This window comes from Paenibacillus sp. SAF-068 (assembly GCF_051967555.1).
Classification (GTDB): Bacteria; Bacillota; Bacilli; order Paenibacillales; family Paenibacillaceae; genus Paenibacillus.
Map to the genome: position 1 here is coordinate 557,539 of NZ_JBQCJX010000002.1, position 18,967 is coordinate 576,505.

Sequence of the window (18,967 nt, forward strand, 5' to 3'; positions counted from 1 at the left end):
ATGGCTCATGTGCGGGTAGACATACAATTGCCCGCTTTACGGGGAACGTCTTTGATCCTGAGTGACAGGATCAAAGACGTTTTTTTATGCTGAAAAATTAAAAAATCAAGTATTGCAAGAAGGGTTTTGATTTTTTTGTGCGAATCTATTATGCTTAGGTGGTGGAAAGTGGGGCAAAGTGGGAGAAACGGGTGAGGAGTGAGTGGGCCAATGTTTATGGGGGAGTTCCAACATAGCATTGATGATAAGGGTCGGGTTATCATTCCGGCCAAATTCCGCGAATCTCTGGGACCGTCTTTCGTTGTCACACGGGGTTTGGACCAGTGTCTTTTCGTGTACCCCATGGAGGAGTGGGGGGTCATGGAACAGAAGCTCAAAGCACTGCCATTGATGAAATCTGATGCACGAGCGTTTACCCGGTTTTTTTTCTCGGGTGCAACCGAATGTGAACTGGACAAACAGGGCAGGGTAAATCTGCCGGGCAATTTAAGAGAGTATGCCAAACTGGACAAGGATTGTGTTGTCCTTGGCGTGTCGAACCGGGTGGAGATTTGGAGCAAAGGCATATGGGAGAGTTATTTCAATCAATCCGAAGAAGCATTCAACGACATTGCCGAAAAGCTGGTCGATTTTAATTTTGATTTATAAAGTCAGGAGGGGTGCAGGTTGTTTCACCACATAACCGTACTCAAAGAAGAGGCAACAGAGGGATTGAACATCAAGCAGGACGGTATATACGTGGACTGCACTTTAGGCGGTGGCGGACACAGCTCCGTGATTGCGTCCAAGCTCGGTCCAGGGGGACGTCTGATTGCACTTGATCAGGATGATTGGGCTTTGGATAATGCTCGCGAGAAGCTCGCTGCCTATGGAGAACGTGTAACATTGGTGAAAACCAATTTTCGAGATCTGGAACAGGTACTCAAGGATCTGGATGTACCAATGAAGGATAATGTACCACAGGTCGATGGTATTTTGTATGACTTGGGTGTGTCATCTCCGCAATTTGATGAAGGAGAACGTGGTTTCAGCTACAATCACGATGCTCCGCTCGATATGCGCATGGACCAGGATGCTATGCTGACGGCCAAAGAGATTGTGAATGAGTGGCCAGAAGAAGAGATTGCTCGAATTTTGTATCGCTATGGTGAAGAGAAGTTTTCGAGAAGGATTGCCCGTGTTATCGTCGAAAAACGAGCGCAGTCCACCATTGAGACGACAGGTGAACTGGTGGAACTGATCAAGGAAGGCATTCCGGCGGCAGCTCGCCGTACGGGTGGACATCCTGCCAAACGCAGCTTCCAGGCATTACGCATTGCTGTTAACGATGAGTTGGGTGCGTTTGAAGAAGGCTTGCATCAGGCTGTTCGTTGTCTGGCACCAGGAGGACGTGTATCTGTTATTACCTTCCACTCCCTAGAGGACCGGATATGTAAACAGATTTTCAGCAGTTATCTGGAAAAATGTACATGTCCACCTGATTTTCCGTTGTGTGTATGCGGCGGTAAGGGCACCCTGCGTCTAGTTAACAGAAAGCCGCTGATTCCAACGGAAACGGAATTGGCTGAAAATTCACGTGCTCGTTCAGCCAAGCTGCGCGTAGCCGAGAAATTGTAGATCAAGAGTGGAGGAGAGAATCGGAGTATGGCATATACACGTGGTAATCTCGCTGTAAAAGAAAAAGCGTCCCAGGAACGTGTGACCCAGCAACGATACAAAGAAACCACCAAAGTGGTGACCCGTCGTACGGGTCTTCCGGCACGCGAGAAGATTTTGTATCTGATTACCCTGGTTACAGTGATCCTTGTTGGAGGAGCCTTGATGTCTCGTTATGCTCATATCTATGATCTGAACAAGCAGGCACAGACCACTATTTCGGATATCAAGGGGTATGAGAAGACGATTGCAGACCTTCAGGTGGAAAAAGAAACATTGAACAATCAGGTCATTGAAAATGCCAAACAACTTGGTTACGTTGAGGCTTCCGGCAAGGATGTCATTTTTGTACCTCGCTCAACAAGTACGAAATCTACAGGTACTGAATCGTCCTCGAATACAGCAAGCAGTAAGTAAAGAGGTGTTCCGATGATAAAAAGAATAAAGATGCGCACGTTGCTTATAGGGGGATGTATTACCCTCTTTTTTCTTGTACTCGTAACCCGAATCTTCTTCATTCAAGTTGTGAATGGCGGTGTATGGCAGGAACGGGCGGCCGGTTTGGTAGAGCGGGAGCAGACGATTAAGGCTGCACGAGGAACGATTACGGACCGCAATGGTAACGTTCTGGCTACTGATGCTCCAGCGTATACGGTTTCCGTTAATCCTCTATTGATCAATGAACTTGGGATTCAGGATGTAGTCACGGAGAAGCTCTCCGCCCTTCTCGGGAAAAATGAGAGTGAGATGCGTGCACTGGTCACAGCCAAAAATGCAAAGGGCAAGTTTTTTCAGCAGCGTGAAGTACGCAGTGAAGGATATAAAATAAGTCCTGAGCTTGCGGAAAAAGTCAACGAACTGCGTGAGGAACTACAAGATGAATACAAGGCTCGTAATGCCATTGTCATGGCTCAAGAGTCGAAGCGTTTTTATCCCGAAGAAACACTCGCTTCTCACCTCTTGGGATATATGAGCCGTGATGGGAAAGCTGTCAATGGACTTGAAGTCTCATATGATGAAGCGCTGACTGGTACAGATGGATACTTGAATTATCAGAAGGATGCCAAAGGCATTAAACTTCCGGATTCACAGGATAACTATCTGCCGCCTCAGAACGGGAAAAACCTTACACTGACCATCGATGATACGATCCAATTTTACATCGAGGATGCAATGAAGGAAGCCGTCGCCAAGTATAACCCGCTGAGTATGACAGTTATTGCTGCAGATCCGAATACGATGGAGATTCTAGGGATGGCGAACTGGCCAACCTTTAACCCTAATACGTATGGAAGTACACCTGATCAAAAGAATTTTATCAATCATGCTACGCAATCCATCTATGAGCCAGGTAGTACATTCAAAATCGTTACGCTAGCAGGGGCTGTCGAAGAAAAACTCTTTGATCCCAATGCAAGTTTTGAATCCAAACGCATGTATATCGGTGGTTTCCCGATTAGTGATAATGGTCATGCCTATGGTTGGATCTCTTATCTCGAAGGGGTCAAACGGTCAAGTAACATTGCTTTTGTTAACTTGGGTTACAACATGCTTGGTGGTGAACGTCTGCGTCATTACATAGACGAATTCGGTTTTGGTAAAAAAACGGGTATTGATCTGCCGAATGAGGCAGCGTCACCGATCAAACCACTGGTTTACAAATCCGAGATTGCTACCGCAGCCTATGGGCACGGTCTTGTACAGGTAACGCCAATTCAACAAGTCGCAGCAATCTCCGCAATTGCCAATGGAGGCAAATTGCTGGAGCCGCATCTGGTGAAGGAGATTAAGAACCCGAATGATGGGACAACGGAAGTGATCAAACCCAAAGTTGTTCGTCAGGTGATTTCCAAGGAATCTTCCAAACTCGTGAGCGGTTATCTGGAACAAGTGGTTGCAGATCAAACGATTGGTACTGGTCGTAACGCCTATATTGAAGGGTACCGCGTAGCTGGTAAGACGGGTACGGCAAGAAAGGTCGTTAACGGAGAATATAGCAAATCAAAAGACGTTGTATCGTTTATTGGATTCGCACCGGTCAATAATCCGAAGATTGCTATACTTGTTGTCATTGACCAACCGGATGGAACCAACATCGGGGGAGGAACCGCGGCTGCCCCGGTATTCAAAAAGATTGTCAGCCAAACTCTTCAATACATGGGAGTACCCAAAGATACAGCCAAAACTTCGGACAAAAAGTCAAAAGAAGTCTCTGTGGTGCAAGCCAAGGCGCCCGACCTGAGTGGCAAGACAGCCAAGCAGGCGAGAAGCCAGCTTCTAAGCGCAGGTATTGCTTATGTGACTCTTGGCCAAGGTGATAATGTAATTCGGCAGTATCCGGTTGCCGGCGCTTCTATGAATCCAGGCCAACGAATCTATCTGCTAACGGAAGAAAGCAGCAAGATGAAGATTCCCGATCTGACAGGTGAATCTCTCCGTGATGCCCTTGAAGTGCTTTCTCTTATGAAAGTGGGGGTTACGGTCAAGGGTGAGGGCTATGTCGTGAAGCAAACCGAGCAGGTCGCAGGTGAGCAGAGAACCGTTCAGTTGAACTTGCAGACTGCCAAAGCTGCAGTGACAGGTATAGCCGATGAGGCTCCAATCTCTTCTGATCCATCGTCAGAAGCGGAAGGGAAAGAACAAGAAACTTCGGACGGCGAAGGTAAAACCGACGGAACAGACGTAACAGATAACAACAAGGCTCCTGCCAATGAATCCGAAACCTCTGACGATCCAGCAACAAATGGGGCTTCGCTACCATAGGGAGCTCTGACAGCTTGTTCTAACCCCCGGTTGTCCTGAATATTCATGAATGGAACGAGATCATGATTTTGGGACGAGTGGGGGGATCTTTTCGTGAAGGGATCAAGCGTAAATCTGCGGCGCAGGTTGTTATGGAGTTTAGTGATTTTAGTATTGTTATTTTCGGCCTTGGTGATCAGGCTTGCTTATGTACAGCTCGGGAAAGGCCCTGAATTGTCAGCAAAAGCAGAAGAGTCCTGGCGGCGTAATATCCCGTATTCAGCCAAGCGAGGGGAGATCCTGGATCGAAATGGAACCTCTCTGGCCTATAATGTCACTACACCGACCATTATGGCCATTCCGGCTCAGGTCAAAGAAGCTGAAACGACGGCTAAAGCACTGGCCCCATTGCTTGGGATGACGGAAGAAAAAGTGCTGGCAACCATCAAGAAACGAGAACTGATTGTACGACTACAACCCGGCGGCCGCAAAATTACGATGGAGAAAGCTCAGCGCATCCGTGATTTGAAGCTTCCGGGTATCGTTGTTGCTGAGGACAATAAACGTTTTTATCCTTATGATGATTTGGCTGCCCATATTCTTGGTTTTACAGGCATTGATAATCAGGGTTTAACGGGTGTCGAGAAGAAATATGATGATAAGCTGAATGGTCTGAATGGCAGTGTGTCCTACTTGTCCGATGCGGCCGGAAGGCTCATGCCGGGCTCATCCGAGAAGTATGTGGAACCGAAGGACGGCCTTAACCTCAAGCTGACCATTGATAAATCCATTCAGTCCATCATGGAGAGAGAACTGGATCAGGCCATGGTGAAGTTTCAGGCGAATTCGGCATTGGCCATAGCGATGAATCCCAAAACGGGTGAAATTTTGGGGATGTCCAGCAGGCCGGGGTATGAACCTGCCGATTATCAGCAATATCCTGCGGAGATCTATAATCGCAATTTGCCGATCTGGATGACCTACGAGCCGGGCTCCACATTTAAGATCATTACTTTGGCAGCCGCGCTTGAAGAGAAAAAAGTCAATCTGCAACAGGATCAATTTTTTGATCCCGGATATGTTGAGGTGGGTGGAGCCCGTTTGCGGTGCTGGAAAAAGGGCGGCCACGGAAGTCAGACCTTCTTGCAAGTTGTGGAGAACTCATGTAACCCAGGGTTCGTAGCGCTGGGGCAGAGGCTGGGGAAAGAATCACTCTTCTCCTATATTAAAGACTTTGGCTTCGGCACCAAAACGGGAATTGACCTCAGCGGAGAAGCCAGTGGGATTCTGTTCAAACTGTCCAGAGTGGGTCCGGTTGAACTTGCAACGACGGCTTTTGGCCAAGGTGTATCGGTAACGCCCATTCAGCAAGTAGCAGCTGTGTCAGCGGCCATCAATGGGGGTAAACTTTACAAGCCATATGTTACGAAAGCGTGGGTCCATCCGGTCACGGGAGAAGTCATGGAAGAAGCCAAGCCGGAGCTCGTGCGTCAGGTGATCTCGGAGAATACATCCAAGCAAGTACGGGAAGCACTTGAGAGTGTTGTCGCAAAAGGTACCGGGCGTCCGGCATTCATTGATGGATACCGGGTTGGCGGCAAAACAGGTACAGCCCAGAAGGTGATTAACGGACGTTATTCCTCGACCGAGCATATCGTATCCTTTATCGGATTTGCACCGGCAGATGACCCTCAGATTGTGGTCTATACGGCAGTTGATAACCCCAAAGGAATTCAGTTCGGAGGTGTGGTTGCCGCCCCGATTGTGCAGAACATCCTTGAAGATGCATTGCATTATATGAATGTCCCTGTTCGGAAGGACCAGGTCGCCAAAGAATACAAGTACGGTGAAACCAAAATCGTGACTGTTCCAGACCTGACAGGAGCTACGGTCGAAGATCTGTACGAAGACTTGAACATGAATTTCATGCTGGCAAAGTCCGGCAGTGGTAAATACGTAATCAATCAGGCACCCAAGCCTGGGGCAAGGGTAGATCAGGGATCAACCATCCGCATTTATATGGGGAATGTACTGAACGATGCACATGATCACACGAAGGATGAATAACTGAGCGCTGAAGCCGTTTCGACTTCAACCGCAACAAAGTTCATCCAAGTGCGTTTCATTATTTGGTTGTATTGACGATATTAATAAATACAGACATATGCTTAAACAGAAGTATAATTGGAAAAGTGAGGTTATTCATGTGCTTTTAAAACAATTTGCATCGATGCTGACCACTGCCCGCCTCGTGGGCGAATCAAATACAGAATGCCAAAACCTTCAGACAGATTCCCGGCAGGTAAAACCGGGTGATCTGTTTATCTGTCTTCCGGGACATACGGTGGATGGTCATGATTATGCAGAAAAAGCTATAAATGCAGGTGCAGTCGCATTGGTAGTTGAACGCCAGCTGGATCTGCCTGTACCCCAATTGCTGGTGAAGGATAGTCGCTTTGCGATGGCTGTTCTGGCCGATTTCTTTTTTGACTCGCCAAGCCAGAAAATGAAAATGATTGGTGTAACGGGAACCAACGGAAAAACGACAACCACCTATCTGATTGAAAAAATCATGAGCGATTATGGACGCAAGACGGGATTAATCGGTACCATTCAAATGAGATATGATGGTCGCACCTACCCGATGTCAGGAACAACCCCAGAGGCGCTTGATCTGCAGCGTAGTCTGCATGATATGGTTCAGAAGGGTACGGACTGCTGTGTTATGGAAGTTTCTTCTCACGCATTGGAACAAGGACGAGTGAAGGGGACCAACTTCCGTACTGCGGTATTCACGAACTTGACGCAGGATCATCTGGACTACCATCATTCCATGGAGGAATACCGTGGTGCCAAAGGATTGTTCTTTGCACGGTTGGGTAACAGCTATCCGGAAGATGCTTCACAGCGTAAATTCGCAGTTATCAATGCAGATGATCCGGCTGCGGCTTATTTCATCTCTGTGACTGCGGCTGAAGTGATTACATATGGCATGGGTGAAGAGGCGGATGTACGCGCATCCCAAATCTCAATCACTTCTCAGGGAACATCTTTCCACGTGGATACATTTGCAGGCAGCACGGATATTCGCTTGCGCATGGTAGGCAAATTCAATGTATACAATGCAATGGCAGCAATCTCTGCAGCGCTGGTGGAAGGTATACCGCTGGAAGAGATCAAGCGCAGTCTGGAGACGGTACCGGGCGTGGATGGACGTGTTGAAGGCGTGGACGAGGGACAGCCATTTGCTGTTATTGTCGATTATGCCCATACACCCGATGGACTGGAGAATGTGTTGCGGACGGTGAAGGAATTTGCCGAAGGACGTGTAATCTGCGTGTTTGGCTGTGGTGGAGACAGGGACCGTACCAAACGTCCTCTCATGGGGAAAATTGCTGCGAAGTATAGTGATTTTGTACTGGTTACTTCCGATAATCCTCGGACAGAAGATCCGGATCTGATACTCAAAGACATTGAACAAGGCCTGATTGAAGAATCTGTTCCTGCTGAACGTTATACGATGATTGTGGACCGGCGCCAGGCGATTCATGAAGCTATTGAAATGGCAAGCTCCGCCGATGTAGTATTGATTGCGGGCAAGGGTCACGAGACCTATCAGATTATCGGCACAACCAAAACCGATTTTGATGACCGAATCATAGCCAAAGAAGCGATAAGGGGCAAATCCAATTGATAAAAAGAACATTGGCACAATTGGCCGAGATGTGTGGAGGAACATTAAGTGACGCTGCTGCTCATGGCCATGTAATGGTTGAAGGGGTGTTTACCGATTCGCGTAAACCCCTGGAAGGCAGTTTGTTTATCCCTCTAGTGGGTGAAAGGTTTGACGGACACGAGTTTGTGCAAGCGTGTCTAGAGAAGGGTGCTGCGGGGGCGATCTGGCAAAAGGATCATGGTATTCCGCCACAGGGAGCTGTCATTGTGGTTGATGACACACTTGTCGCACTGCAAGCACTCGCATCTGCTTATCTAGCGGAGAATAAAGCGGCAGTAGTCGGCATTACAGGCAGCAACGGCAAGACAACCACGAAGGACATCGTGGATGCCATTCTCTCGACTACGTTCAAAGTGCATAAAACGCAAGGCAACTTCAATAATCACATTGGTTTGCCACTGACTGTATTAAGTATGGACCCGGATACAGAGATTATCATCTTGGAGATGGGTATGAGTGGTCGCGGGGAAATTCACGATCTGTCGGTTATTGCTCAGCCTGATGTAGCAGTCATTACCAATATTGGTGAATCGCATCTGCTTCAACTGGGTTCAAGACTGGAGATTGCCAGAGCGAAAGTCGAGATTGCCGCGGGATTGAAGCCTGGCGGATTACTGATCTATAACGGAGACGAGCCTTTAATTGCACAAGTCCTTGAAGAGCCCGCAACAAAACAACCCGATGGATTGCAGCGGTTTACTTTTGGTCTGCAAACCGATAATGATGACTACCCTACCGGACTTATGAATGCACAGAACGGAGTAGTTTTCACAACCAAACAATCTGGAGAACATGCATTTACGCTACCTCTGCTGGGAACGCATAATGTCGTTAACTGTCTGGCTGCTTTGGCTGTAGCTCGTCACTTCAATGTGACGACGGAGCAGACTTCCGCGGGATTGTCCCGCTTGAAACTGACTGGCATGCGTATTGAGGTTACCCAAGGGGTTAGTGGTCTAACCCTGCTGAATGACGCATACAATGCAAGTCCAACCTCCATGAAGGCGGCCATTGATGTACTGGAAGGTCTGAAAGGATATCGCATGAAGGTTGCTGTGCTAGGTGATATGCTTGAGCTCGGTCCTCAGGAGCAGGATCTGCACTACGGAATCGGAGCGTATATTACCTCTGCCAAAATGGACATGGTGCTCGTATACGGCCCGCTATCAGCGCATATTGCTGAAGGAGCAAGAAAGCATATGCCGGCAGAGGCTGTGCATGCTTTTATAGACAAAGAAGAAATGACCCGTTATCTACTGGAGAAACTACATCCCAGAGACGTTGTCTTGTTCAAAGCCTCAAGGGGCATGAAGCTGGAGGACGTGGTCGAAGCACTACAAATAGCACCATTACAGAATCGAGTAGACTAGAGGGGTGAACCCATGGATTTTCAGGTATTACTGTTAACAATCGGCGTTTCATTTATTCTGGCGGTGATTGCCGCACCGCTCCTGATTCCGCTGTTACGTCGAATGAAATTCGGACAGCAGGTTAGGGAAGATGGGCCTCAGAGCCATTTGAAAAAAAGCGGAACACCGACAATGGGTGGAGTCGTCATTTTAGTTGCGTTCACATTGGCCTTTTTGAAATTTTCGGCTGTCAAGAATACAGACTTTTATGTCTTGCTCGTGGCTACGCTGGGATTCGGGCTGATTGGCTTCCTGGATGATTACATCAAAATTGTGTTCAAACGTTCACTGGGACTGACGGCCAGACAAAAAATGCTGGGCCAATTGTTCTTCAGTGCAGTGATGTGTTTCCTGCTGATTCAGAACGGACACAGCACAGCCATCTCTATTCCGGGTACGTCAGTCTCCTTCGACTGGACCGGATGGTTCTACTATCCGTTTGTTGTATTCATGATGCTCGCCATTACTAATGCGGTTAACTTTACCGATGGTCTGGATGGGTTGTTGTCAGGGGTAAGTGCGATTGCCTTTGGGGCGTTTGCCATTGTGGCGATGCAAGCCACGTCGATGCCTGCGGCAGTATGTGCAGCAGCGATGATTGGAGCCGTGCTCGGTTTTCTGGTATACAATGCACATCCAGCCAAAGTGTTTATGGGAGACACAGGTTCTCTGGGGATTGGCGGTGCGATTGGTGCGGTAGCGATTGTAACCAAAACGGAGCTTCTGTTTGTCATCATTGGCGGTATTTTTGTCATCGAGATCCTGTCTGTTATTATTCAAGTGGTATCATTTAAGACTCGTGGCAAGCGTGTGTTCAAAATGAGCCCCATTCACCATCACTTTGAATTGAGCGGTTGGTCAGAATGGCGGGTTGTTATTACCTTTTGGGCGGTAGGTGCCATTTTGGCCGCTCTTGGACTTTATCTCAACAAGGGGTTGTAGATCATGAACCATCCAGAATCGTATCGCGGACAACAAGTCGTTGTGCTCGGGTTGGCCAAAAGCGGCGTACAGGTCGCCAAAGTGCTGGATCGCGCCGGAGCGAAGGTTACAGTTAATGATAAAAAAGAGAGAGATCAATGTCCCGAAGCTTCCGAATTGGAGGCTTTGGGAATTTCTGTTGTATGCGGAGGACATCCGGATGATCTGATTCACAGTGATGTGAAGCTGGTCGTCAAAAACCCGGGTATCCCATATCATGCGGCTCCTGTGCAGCAAGCTTTGGCATTGGGCATCGAAGTGGTGACAGAGGTAGAGGTTGCTTATCATCTATGTGCTGCACCCATGATCGGCATTACAGGCTCCAACGGCAAAACAACAACGACCACTTGGGTGGGCAATATGTTGGAACATGCCGGACTTAAGCCGATTGTTGCGGGTAATATTGGAACACCTCTCAGTGAAGCTGCAGAACAGGCTTCTCCAGAAAACTGGATGGTCGTCGAACTCAGCAGTTTCCAGCTCAAAGGAACGGTTGAGTTCCGTCCACGTATTGCGTGCTTGCTTAACGTAACCGAGACACATCTGGACTATCACGGTGGAATGGAAGACTATGTAGCCTCCAAAGCCAAGCTCTTCGCCAATCAGCAACCGGATGATGTAGCCATCCTGAATTGGGATGATGCGGTATGTCGCGAACTGGTTCCTTATATTAAAGGCAGATTGCTACCGTTCTCAATGACTGAGAAATTGGATACAGGTGTATATGCAGATCCTCCTTATGTGGATGGAGAAGAGGATGATGTGAAGCGTCAGATGATCTACGCGGATGAAAACGGAGATCACCACATCGTTATCGATATTGAGAACATTGGCATCGCCGGACGATTCAATGTGGAAAATGCAATGGCTGCTGTTGCAATTGCTGTAGCTGCAGGAGCTGACCCTGCGGTGCTGGCTGCTCCACTTGCAGATTTCAAGGCGGTTGAACACCGACTTGAATACGTTCTGGACCATAATGGCTCTGCTTACTACAACAACTCCAAAGCGACCAATTCAAAGGCTACGGTCATGGCTTTGAACTCGTTCAAGGAGCCAGTCGTGTTAATTGCTGGAGGGTTGGATCGCGGGTCAGACATGATGGAGTTGTTACCCTTGTTCCAGGAACGGGTAAAAGCTGTCGTTGCGCTTGGAGAAACACGGATGAAACTTGCCAAAGTCGCGGAACTTGCCGGATTAAAGCAAATTAAGGTCGTCGATAATGAGGAGGACGCTGCCCGAACGTTAACCGTTGCTGTGCAGGAAGCATCGAAGCTTGCCAGTGCTGGTGATGTCGTTTTGTTATCCCCGGCATGTGCAAGTTGGGACATGTTTGCTTCCTATGAAGAGCGGGGACGCATTTTTAAAGAGGCGGCGCATAACTTGTAAGTAGGGGGGTGGAAAAGCCCCTACTTCCATGCAAGGGGTGGCCTCCTGATGAAACAGACGCGACCGGCACCAGATATTTGGTTGCTGATTAGTATTTTGGCATTGCTTGCCATCGGCATCGTAATGGTATATAGTGCGGGCTCGGTGCTTGCCTTTCATGACTATGGCGATTCATTTTATTTTGTAAAAAGACAGGCTCTGTTTGCGGTGCTTGGGCTTGTGGCCATGTTCGTCACCGCTAACGTAGACTACCGGGTGTGGAGGAAATATGCCAAGCCTATATTGATTGCCTGTTTTATTATGCTCATTGCGGTGCTCATTCCTGGCATCGGTGTGGTTCGCGGTGGTGCACGAAGTTGGCTGGGCATTGGTTCGTTCGGTATTCAGCCCTCAGAATTCATGAAGCTTGGCATGATTCTGTTTCTCGCTCACTGGCTGAGCAAGGAACCGGGAAAAATCAAAACTTTTACAACGGGGCTTATGCCACCGCTGGGATTGATCGGTTTGGCCTTTGGTATTATTATGCTGCAACCTGATTTGGGGACAGGCACCGTAATGATGGGTGCATCGATGCTTATTATTTTCACAGCCGGAGCGCGAATGAAACATCTGAGTTTGCTTGCTCTTGGCGGTGTAGCGGGGTTTGCAGCTTTGATTGCTGCAGCTCCTTATCGGCTGCAGCGTATCACAGCGTTTTTGGACCCGTGGTCCGACCCGCTGGGTGCCGGATATCAGATCATTCAATCGTTATACGCCATTGGTCCTGGTGGACTGGCGGGATTGGGATTGGGGATGAGCCGGCAGAAGTACAGTTATGTTCCTGAACCGCAAACGGACTTTATTTTTAGTATTTTGGCTGAAGAACTCGGCTTTATAGGTGGAATGATTGTATTATTGTTATTTCTGGTGCTGGTGTGGAGAGGAATGCGTGTAGCCATGACCGTTCCGGATGCCTTCGGCAGTCTGCTTGGTGTTGGTATTGTTGGTATGGTCGCCGTACAAGTCATTATTAACATTGGAGTTGTCATTGGCATGATGCCTGTTACGGGCATTACATTGCCTCTGATCAGCTACGGTGGATCATCATTAACCCTCATGCTCACAGCACTGGGCATTTTAGTAAACTTATCCCGTTATGCGAGGTGACTATGCGATGCGAGTCGTTCTAAGCGGTGGCGGTACGGGTGGACATATCTATCCGGCCGTTGCCATAGCAAGACAATGTGAGGCGGAGAACTCCGACTCGACATTTCTATACATTGGAGGAACCAGAGGGCTGGAAAGCAAGCTGGTTCCCCAGGAAAATATCCCTTTTAAATCCATTGATATTACCGGGTTTCGGCGTAAATTGTCCATCGACAACCTGAAAACGGTCATGCGTTTCATTCAAGGAGTACGCAAGTCCAAAAAAATGCTGAAGGAATTCAAACCGGATGTTGTGATTGGTACCGGTGGATATGTGTGTGGACCTGTGGTATATGCAGCAACAAAACTGGGTATTCCGAGTATAATTCATGAACAGAACGCCATTCCCGGTCTGACCAACAAATTTTTGATGCGGTATGTGGACACGGTTGCCGTTAGCTTTGAAGGTTCTGAAAAATCGTTTTCCGGCGCAAAAAAGGTGATATACACCGGTAATCCAAGGGCGACTACGGTAGCCCAGGCTAGCCGTGATCGTGGTTTTGCCACGTTAGGTGTACCCATGAACAGCCGTGTTGTTCTTGTGGTTGGTGGCAGTCGCGGGGCAAAAGCAATAAATCAGGCTATGGTGGACATGGCTCCAATGCTGGAACAACTGGACGATGTACATGTGGTTTACGTGACAGGGGATACCTATTTTGATGAAACGCGTGAAGCCATCCGCAGCTCATTGGGTACGATGCCAAACCACCTGCATGTCCTGCCTTACGTTCATAATATGCCTGAGGTACTGGCCTGCACTTCCCTGATCGTAAACCGCGCAGGTGCATCATTCCTTGCAGAGATTACATCACTGGGTATTCCTTCGATCCTGATTCCGTCACCTAACGTGACTAACAATCATCAGGAAGCCAATGCACGTACACTTGAAGGTGGAGGCGCATCACTCACGATGCTGGAGAAGGATCTTACAGGCAAACTCCTGTATGAAGCCATCGCCAAGATTATGAATGATGAATTGGGACGTAAACGAATGGCTGAAGCCTCCCGGAAACTGGGGAAACCCGATGCAGCTGAAGTGCTTGTTCAAGAAATTCAGCGTCTTGCTGCACGCCGATAACGTGCGTTTGTGGGCGATTGTCACACACAAGACGGGGCTGACATAAGATACCGTATAAATCGTGACCATCGTTCCATGGCGCCCAGAGCACGGACTGTAGGAACAGAACATACCGTGCTCATCGGTTTTGAAGCAGAGGAGGAAGCAAACATGCACCAGTGGATATCGTTACTATCCCAGAATAATGTTGGCAGAGTTCTTGAAAACGAATCGCTAGCCAAATACACCACATGGAAGATCGGCGGTCCTGCGGATGCACTGGTCATTCCCGAGAATAAAGAGCAGATGATGAATCTCGTTCAATTGCTTCACAAGGTTGAGATTCCGTGGATGCAACTTGGACGGGGCTCAAACATGCTGGTGTCAGACAAAGGAATACGTGGTGTTGTGGTGAAACCAGGCGATGGCTTTGATTATGCCGAATTTCACGAAGGTGGTGTAACCGCCGGAGCAGCGCATTCTTTTGTTAAACTCAGTGTGGTTGCTGCCAAAAAGGAATGGACCGGTCTGGAATTCGGCAGCGGAATCCCCGGCACTGTCGGTGGAGCCGTATACATGAATGCAGGTGCTCATGGATCGGATGTGTCACGGATATTCAAATTCGCTGAGATTGTACTGGAGACAGGGGAATTGGTACGTTACAGCAAGGAGGACATGGATTTTGCCTACCGCCACTCTGTTCTGCATGATCGGAGAGGCATCGTGCTGGAAGCTACTTTTGAACTCCAGCATGGAGAACGCAAAGTCATTTCGGAAACCATGGCGGCTTACAAAGATCGCCGGCGTCGCACACAGCCACTGCAGATGGCATGTGCAGGAAGTGTATTCCGAAATCCACCGGGTGATCATGCAGCTCGTCTGATTGAAGCAGCAGGGCTAAAAGGGATGACTCAGGGAGGCGCACAGGTATCCACCATGCATGCCAATTTCATTGTCAATACAGGCCAAGCAACAGCAGAGGACGTTATCACCCTAATGCAGCATATTCAGAGCACTATATCATCTCAGTACGGTATTAACCTGGTACCGGAAGTCTTCGTAGTGGGTGAGCGGTAAACCCCGGAGGTGATACATTGGACAAATTGGTGATTGAAGGCGGGAAACCCCTCTCAGGATCCATACGCATCCATGGAGCAAAAAATGCCGCTTTACCGATCATGGCCGCAAGTTTGTTGGCAGATGGAGAAGTTACCCTGCATAACGTTCCACACTTGCTGGACATTGAAGTGATGCTGTATATCCTGGAACGGCTTGGATGCACGTGTCGGCATGAACAGGGAACAGTGACGATTAATACCTCGTCTATCCGGTCATATGATGTGCCAGAAGATCTAATGAAGCAGATGCGCTCTTCCATTTTTTTAATGGGACCATTGCTGGCTAAGTTTGGGCAAGTGTCAGTGTATCAGCCAGGAGGCTGTGCCATTGGAGAACGCAAAATTGATCTTCACCTCCGGGGCCTGGAAGCGCTCGGAGCTTTGATTGAAGAGCAGGACCAACAGATTATCTGTCATGGACGCAATCTCGTGGGTACAGATATTCTTTTGGATTTCCCGAGTGTGGGGGCGACCGAGAATATCATGATGGCAGCCGTTCTGGCTAAAGGGACAACAACCATCTGCAACGCGGCAAGAGAACCTGAGATACAGGACCTGCAACACTTTCTGAATGCCATGGGTGCAAGTATTATTGGCGCAGGAACGGATACGATTACGATCAATGGCGTAGAGAAACTGGAGCCTTGTTCCTATGAGATTATTCCGGATCGAATCGTTGCCGGAACCGTGATGATTGCAGCAGCAGCAACACGAGGCAATGTTACGCTTACACACTGCAATCCTTCTCATCTTACTTCACTTATACATGTATTGAAGCGCACTGGTGTTCAAATCACAGTCTGCAATGATATAATGACGGTGAGCTGTATGAGCCGTCCCAAATCAGTAGACCGTATTGTGACTTCTCCGTATCCTTCGTTTCCGACAGATTTGCAATCGCAAATCATGGTGCTGCTCAGTTTGGCAGACGGGTTCAGTGTGATGAAGGAAACGGTATTCGAGGGCAGGTTCAAACATGTGGATGAATTGAATGTGATGGGGGCTGATATTTCAGTCGATCTGAACGCAGCATTTATCCGTGGTGTTCCCCGTCTGTACGGGGCTACAGTAGAAGCAACCGATCTTCGTGCAGGTGCAGCTCTGGTCATTGCTGGTCTGGCTGCTCAAGGCAAAACGGTTGTGGAGCAAGTGCATCATATTGACAGGGGCTACGATCAGATCGAGAAGTTATTTCAGAGTCTTGGAGCATCGGTTGAGCGACAGTCGCCCGTTTCAAAACAGTTGGATTTTGCCAATTAACGTCCTTGGAGTCCCCTTCTTGAAGGGAGGGGACCTGAGGCTTTGTGGAGCGCTATTATGCCTAAAAGTCAAATTCCGGTTCTGAAGAAGAATCGGCCAAAAGGAAACACAAGCCGCAAAATTGTAATTATTCTCTTATTACTATTTATTGTATTGCTCGCTGTATTATTCTTTCGTTCTTCCATGAGTCGAATTTCGGCAATTGAAATTACGGGTAATGTATATACAGCGACTTCAGAACTGCTGGAGAAAAGCGGTCTGAGAGAAGGCGATCAATTTTTTGGGACAAGTACTGCCGAGGTTATTGAGCGTCTCAAGGCAATCAAGGCGATTTCCACGGTTACCGTGGATAAACAATTTCCGGGTATTATTCATATCAAGGTTCAGGAATATGCCACGGTTGCGTATGAGCTTGGTTCTGACGGTACCCTAAAAGCGATATTGGCCAGTGGGACAAGCTTGACGGTTCCGGCAACAATTGGTGTTGCTGTGGAAAAGCCCATATTGACTCAATGGAAGGCTGATGACCCACTCAAAGCCAAACTGAGCCAGACACTGGCTAAAATTCCGAATGAATTGACGACGGATATTTCGGAAATTATTCCGAATCCAACGCCTTCATTTCCGGATCAGATTCGGATGTATACCAAATCACAGTTCGAAGTGATTACAACCGTCTCTCTTTTATCGGATAAAGTGGAATATCTGAATCAGGTGATTGAGACCGAACGGCCTGGGAAAATCACCATGCTTGAGGCAGATACCTATGTTCCTTTCATCCCGGATGACCCGGAAGATGAAGCCGAGCCGGGAGCAAGCCCCTGACCTTTGCCATGATGAGGCTGGACTGAATATGAAAGCCTAGGCGGGTCGGGGTTTGGCCCCGTCATAGCAATGAAACTTGTTCTTTCTGAGAAGAAGAAAAAATGATACACTTGAACTTATGGCACATGAGTTGCCTCCTTCTTTTTTCTTCAAGGTTTTATGTCTCGCAACCAGATTTTGACACCCAAAAACATTGTAGAAAAAAGAGGGAAAGCCTGAAGTGTGTTGAATATGTTTTAAGAGTGTTTAAATTCGAACGTATTTTACTATTGGAGTCAGGAGGTGCCACAGACTTGAGCAACAATGACATCATTGTTAGTTTGGACATCGGTACATCCAAAATTCGCGCTATTATTGGGGAAATGAATAATGGAACCTTTAATATTATAGGAGTTGGATCTGCCGACTCGGAGGGAATTCGCAAAGGTGTAATCGTAGATATCGATCAGACGGTGCAGTCGATTCGCAATGCAGTGGATCATGCAGAACGTATGGTAGGTATTCAAATATCCGAAGTGTATGTTGGAATCTCGGGAAATCATATCGGACTGATGAGCAGTCACGGCGTCGTGGCTGTGTCTAACGAGGATCGTGAAATCGGAGAAGAAGACATGGAACGGGTGTTGAAAGCAGCCGAAGTTATTGCGGTTCCGCCGGAACGGGAAATTATTGATGTTGTCGCCAAGCAATATGTTGTAGATGGCTTGGAGGGCATTCAGGACCCCCGTGGTATGATTGGTGTTCGCCTTGAAGTGGAGGCGACCATCATTACGGGTGCAAAAACTGCAATACATAATCTTTTGCGCTGCGTGGAAAAAGCGGGTCTGAAAGTGAGCGATCTGGTTCTCATGTCGCTTGGAGCGGGTCAACTGGCTTTGTCCAAAGATGAAAAAACGATGGGTTCAGTGCTTGTTGATATTGGAGCAGGTGCAACAACCATCGCCATTTTTGAAGAAGACAGTCTTGTTGCAACATCAACATTGCCAATTGGCGGGGAATTCGTCACGAATGATATCGCCTATGGCTTACGTACGTTAACGGATCAGGCGGAGAAAGTGAAACTGAAATATGGCTGTGCCTGGTTGGATGATGCTGCTGCAGATGTGATGTTCAAGGTAACACGGATCGGCAGCAATGTAGACAAGGAGTTCTCTCAAGAGGATCTGGCAGCTATTATTGAACCAAGGGTTCAGGAAATATTCCAGATGATATCTCAAGAAGTGAAGCGTCTTGGTTACAATGATCTTCCTGGAGGTTATATACTAACGGGAGGTACGGTATCAATGCCGGGTGTCCTGCAGGTCGCTCAGCATGAACTTGCTGCTTCGGTACGAGTTGCGGTGCCGGATTATATCGGCGTGCGTGATCCTGGTTTCACGAGTGGAGTCGGCATTTTGCACAGTGTAATCCGCAGTTTGCGTATTCGTCCCTCAGTTAACAGCGGTGGTGGAAACAACAATAATAACAACAAAAAACCGACCAACCGTCCGAAGCCGAATGCGGCTCAGGAATCGGAGCAAAAACCAGGTCTGTTTGAACGGCTGAAAAATATGTTCAGCGAATTTATATAACAGGTTGAATCCATTTCATACAATCCTTGAAGCCGTTTGAA

The 18,967-nt window shown here is 48.0% G+C and carries 15 protein-coding genes; all 15 read left to right on the forward strand.

The window, feature by feature from the left end:
* The first annotated feature begins 210 nt into the window (after positions 1-210).
* The 15 genes from mraZ to ftsA all read left to right on the forward strand — a co-directional run bounded on the left by mraZ (position 211) and on the right by ftsA (position 18,926).
* Complete coding sequence (gene mraZ / locus ACTHPG_RS16445) at positions 211-648, forward strand: division/cell wall cluster transcriptional repressor MraZ (RefSeq protein WP_017687291.1); 438 nt, start codon at positions 211-213, stop codon at positions 646-648.
* An 18-nt stretch (positions 649-666) separates the two neighbouring features.
* Positions 667-1,617: a 16S rRNA (cytosine(1402)-N(4))-methyltransferase RsmH gene (gene rsmH, locus ACTHPG_RS16450; protein ID WP_440390628.1), complete on the forward strand. Its 951-nt coding sequence runs from the start codon at positions 667-669 to the stop codon at positions 1,615-1,617.
* Positions 1,618-1,644: 27 nt separating this feature from the next.
* Positions 1,645-2,073, forward strand: a complete 429-nt coding sequence (locus ACTHPG_RS16455) for a hypothetical protein (protein WP_440390629.1) — start codon at positions 1,645-1,647, stop codon at positions 2,071-2,073.
* 12 nt (positions 2,074-2,085) lie between these two features.
* Positions 2,086-4,419, forward strand: a complete 2,334-nt coding sequence (locus ACTHPG_RS16460; RefSeq protein ID WP_440390630.1) for a penicillin-binding transpeptidase domain-containing protein — start codon at positions 2,086-2,088, stop codon at positions 4,417-4,419.
* A 93-nt stretch (positions 4,420-4,512) separates the two neighbouring features.
* The gene (locus ACTHPG_RS16465) at positions 4,513-6,465 is read left to right on the forward strand and encodes a stage V sporulation protein D (protein WP_421885788.1); all 1,953 of its coding nucleotides are present in this window, start codon (positions 4,513-4,515) and stop codon (positions 6,463-6,465) included.
* 139 nt (positions 6,466-6,604) lie between these two features.
* Entirely contained in the window at positions 6,605-8,092 is a 1,488-nt protein-coding gene (locus tag ACTHPG_RS16470) for a UDP-N-acetylmuramoyl-L-alanyl-D-glutamate--2,6-diaminopimelate ligase (RefSeq protein WP_440390631.1), read from the forward strand.
* The gene (locus ACTHPG_RS16475) at positions 8,092-9,504 is read left to right on the forward strand and encodes a UDP-N-acetylmuramoyl-tripeptide--D-alanyl-D-alanine ligase (RefSeq protein WP_440390827.1); all 1,413 of its coding nucleotides are present in this window, start codon (positions 8,092-8,094) and stop codon (positions 9,502-9,504) included. The genes ACTHPG_RS16470 and ACTHPG_RS16475 overlap by 1 nt, the downstream gene beginning before the upstream one ends.
* 12 nt (positions 9,505-9,516) lie before the next feature.
* Positions 9,517-10,485: a phospho-N-acetylmuramoyl-pentapeptide-transferase gene (gene mraY, locus ACTHPG_RS16480; RefSeq protein WP_278298911.1), complete on the forward strand. Its 969-nt coding sequence runs from the start codon at positions 9,517-9,519 to the stop codon at positions 10,483-10,485.
* A gap of 3 nt (positions 10,486-10,488) precedes the next feature.
* Positions 10,489-11,910, forward strand: a complete 1,422-nt coding sequence (murD, locus tag ACTHPG_RS16485) for a UDP-N-acetylmuramoyl-L-alanine--D-glutamate ligase (protein WP_440390632.1) — start codon at positions 10,489-10,491, stop codon at positions 11,908-11,910.
* A gap of 48 nt (positions 11,911-11,958) precedes the next feature.
* Positions 11,959-13,056: a stage V sporulation protein E gene (spoVE, locus tag ACTHPG_RS16490; protein ID WP_440390633.1), complete on the forward strand. Its 1,098-nt coding sequence runs from the start codon at positions 11,959-11,961 to the stop codon at positions 13,054-13,056.
* A gap of 7 nt (positions 13,057-13,063) precedes the next feature.
* On the forward strand, positions 13,064-14,173 hold the full coding sequence (murG, locus tag ACTHPG_RS16495; protein WP_440390634.1) for an undecaprenyldiphospho-muramoylpentapeptide beta-N-acetylglucosaminyltransferase: 1,110 nt from the start codon (positions 13,064-13,066) through the stop codon (positions 14,171-14,173).
* Positions 14,174-14,323: 150 nt separating this feature from the next.
* Positions 14,324-15,229, forward strand: a complete 906-nt coding sequence (murB, locus tag ACTHPG_RS16500) for a UDP-N-acetylmuramate dehydrogenase (RefSeq protein WP_440390635.1) — start codon at positions 14,324-14,326, stop codon at positions 15,227-15,229.
* 17 nt (positions 15,230-15,246) lie between these two features.
* Entirely contained in the window at positions 15,247-16,530 is a 1,284-nt protein-coding gene (gene murA / locus ACTHPG_RS16505) for a UDP-N-acetylglucosamine 1-carboxyvinyltransferase (RefSeq protein ID WP_440390636.1), read from the forward strand.
* Positions 16,531-16,587: 57 nt separating this feature from the next.
* On the forward strand, positions 16,588-17,355 hold the full coding sequence (locus ACTHPG_RS16510) for a cell division protein FtsQ/DivIB (RefSeq protein WP_440390637.1): 768 nt from the start codon (positions 16,588-16,590) through the stop codon (positions 17,353-17,355).
* 293 nt (positions 17,356-17,648) lie between these two features.
* Positions 17,649-18,926 carry a cell division protein FtsA gene (gene ftsA / locus ACTHPG_RS16515; RefSeq protein WP_192268941.1) on the forward strand — a complete coding sequence of 426 codons (1,278 nt, stop codon included), beginning with the start codon at positions 17,649-17,651 and terminating at the stop codon, positions 18,924-18,926.
* The last annotated feature ends 41 nt before the right edge of the window (positions 18,927-18,967 follow it).

Bases quoted from the DNA above. Each gene is read 5' to 3' on its own strand.
- mraZ (WP_017687291.1), top strand. From the start codon at position 211: ATGTTTATGGGGGAGTTCCAACATAGCATTGATGATAAGGGTCGGGTT.
- ACTHPG_RS16455 (WP_440390629.1), top strand. From the start codon at position 1,645: ATGGCATATACACGTGGTAATCTCGCTGTAAAAGAAAAAGCGTCCCAG.
- ACTHPG_RS16460 (WP_440390630.1), top strand. From the start codon at position 2,086: ATGATAAAAAGAATAAAGATGCGCACGTTGCTTATAGGGGGATGTATT.
- mraY (WP_278298911.1), top strand. From the start codon at position 9,517: ATGGATTTTCAGGTATTACTGTTAACAATCGGCGTTTCATTTATTCTG.
- murD (WP_440390632.1), top strand. From the start codon at position 10,489: ATGAACCATCCAGAATCGTATCGCGGACAACAAGTCGTTGTGCTCGGG.
- spoVE (WP_440390633.1), top strand. From the start codon at position 11,959: ATGAAACAGACGCGACCGGCACCAGATATTTGGTTGCTGATTAGTATT.
- murG (WP_440390634.1), top strand. From the start codon at position 13,064: ATGCGAGTCGTTCTAAGCGGTGGCGGTACGGGTGGACATATCTATCCG.
- murB (WP_440390635.1), top strand. From the start codon at position 14,324: ATGCACCAGTGGATATCGTTACTATCCCAGAATAATGTTGGCAGAGTT.
- ACTHPG_RS16510 (WP_440390637.1), top strand. From the start codon at position 16,588: ATGCCTAAAAGTCAAATTCCGGTTCTGAAGAAGAATCGGCCAAAAGGA.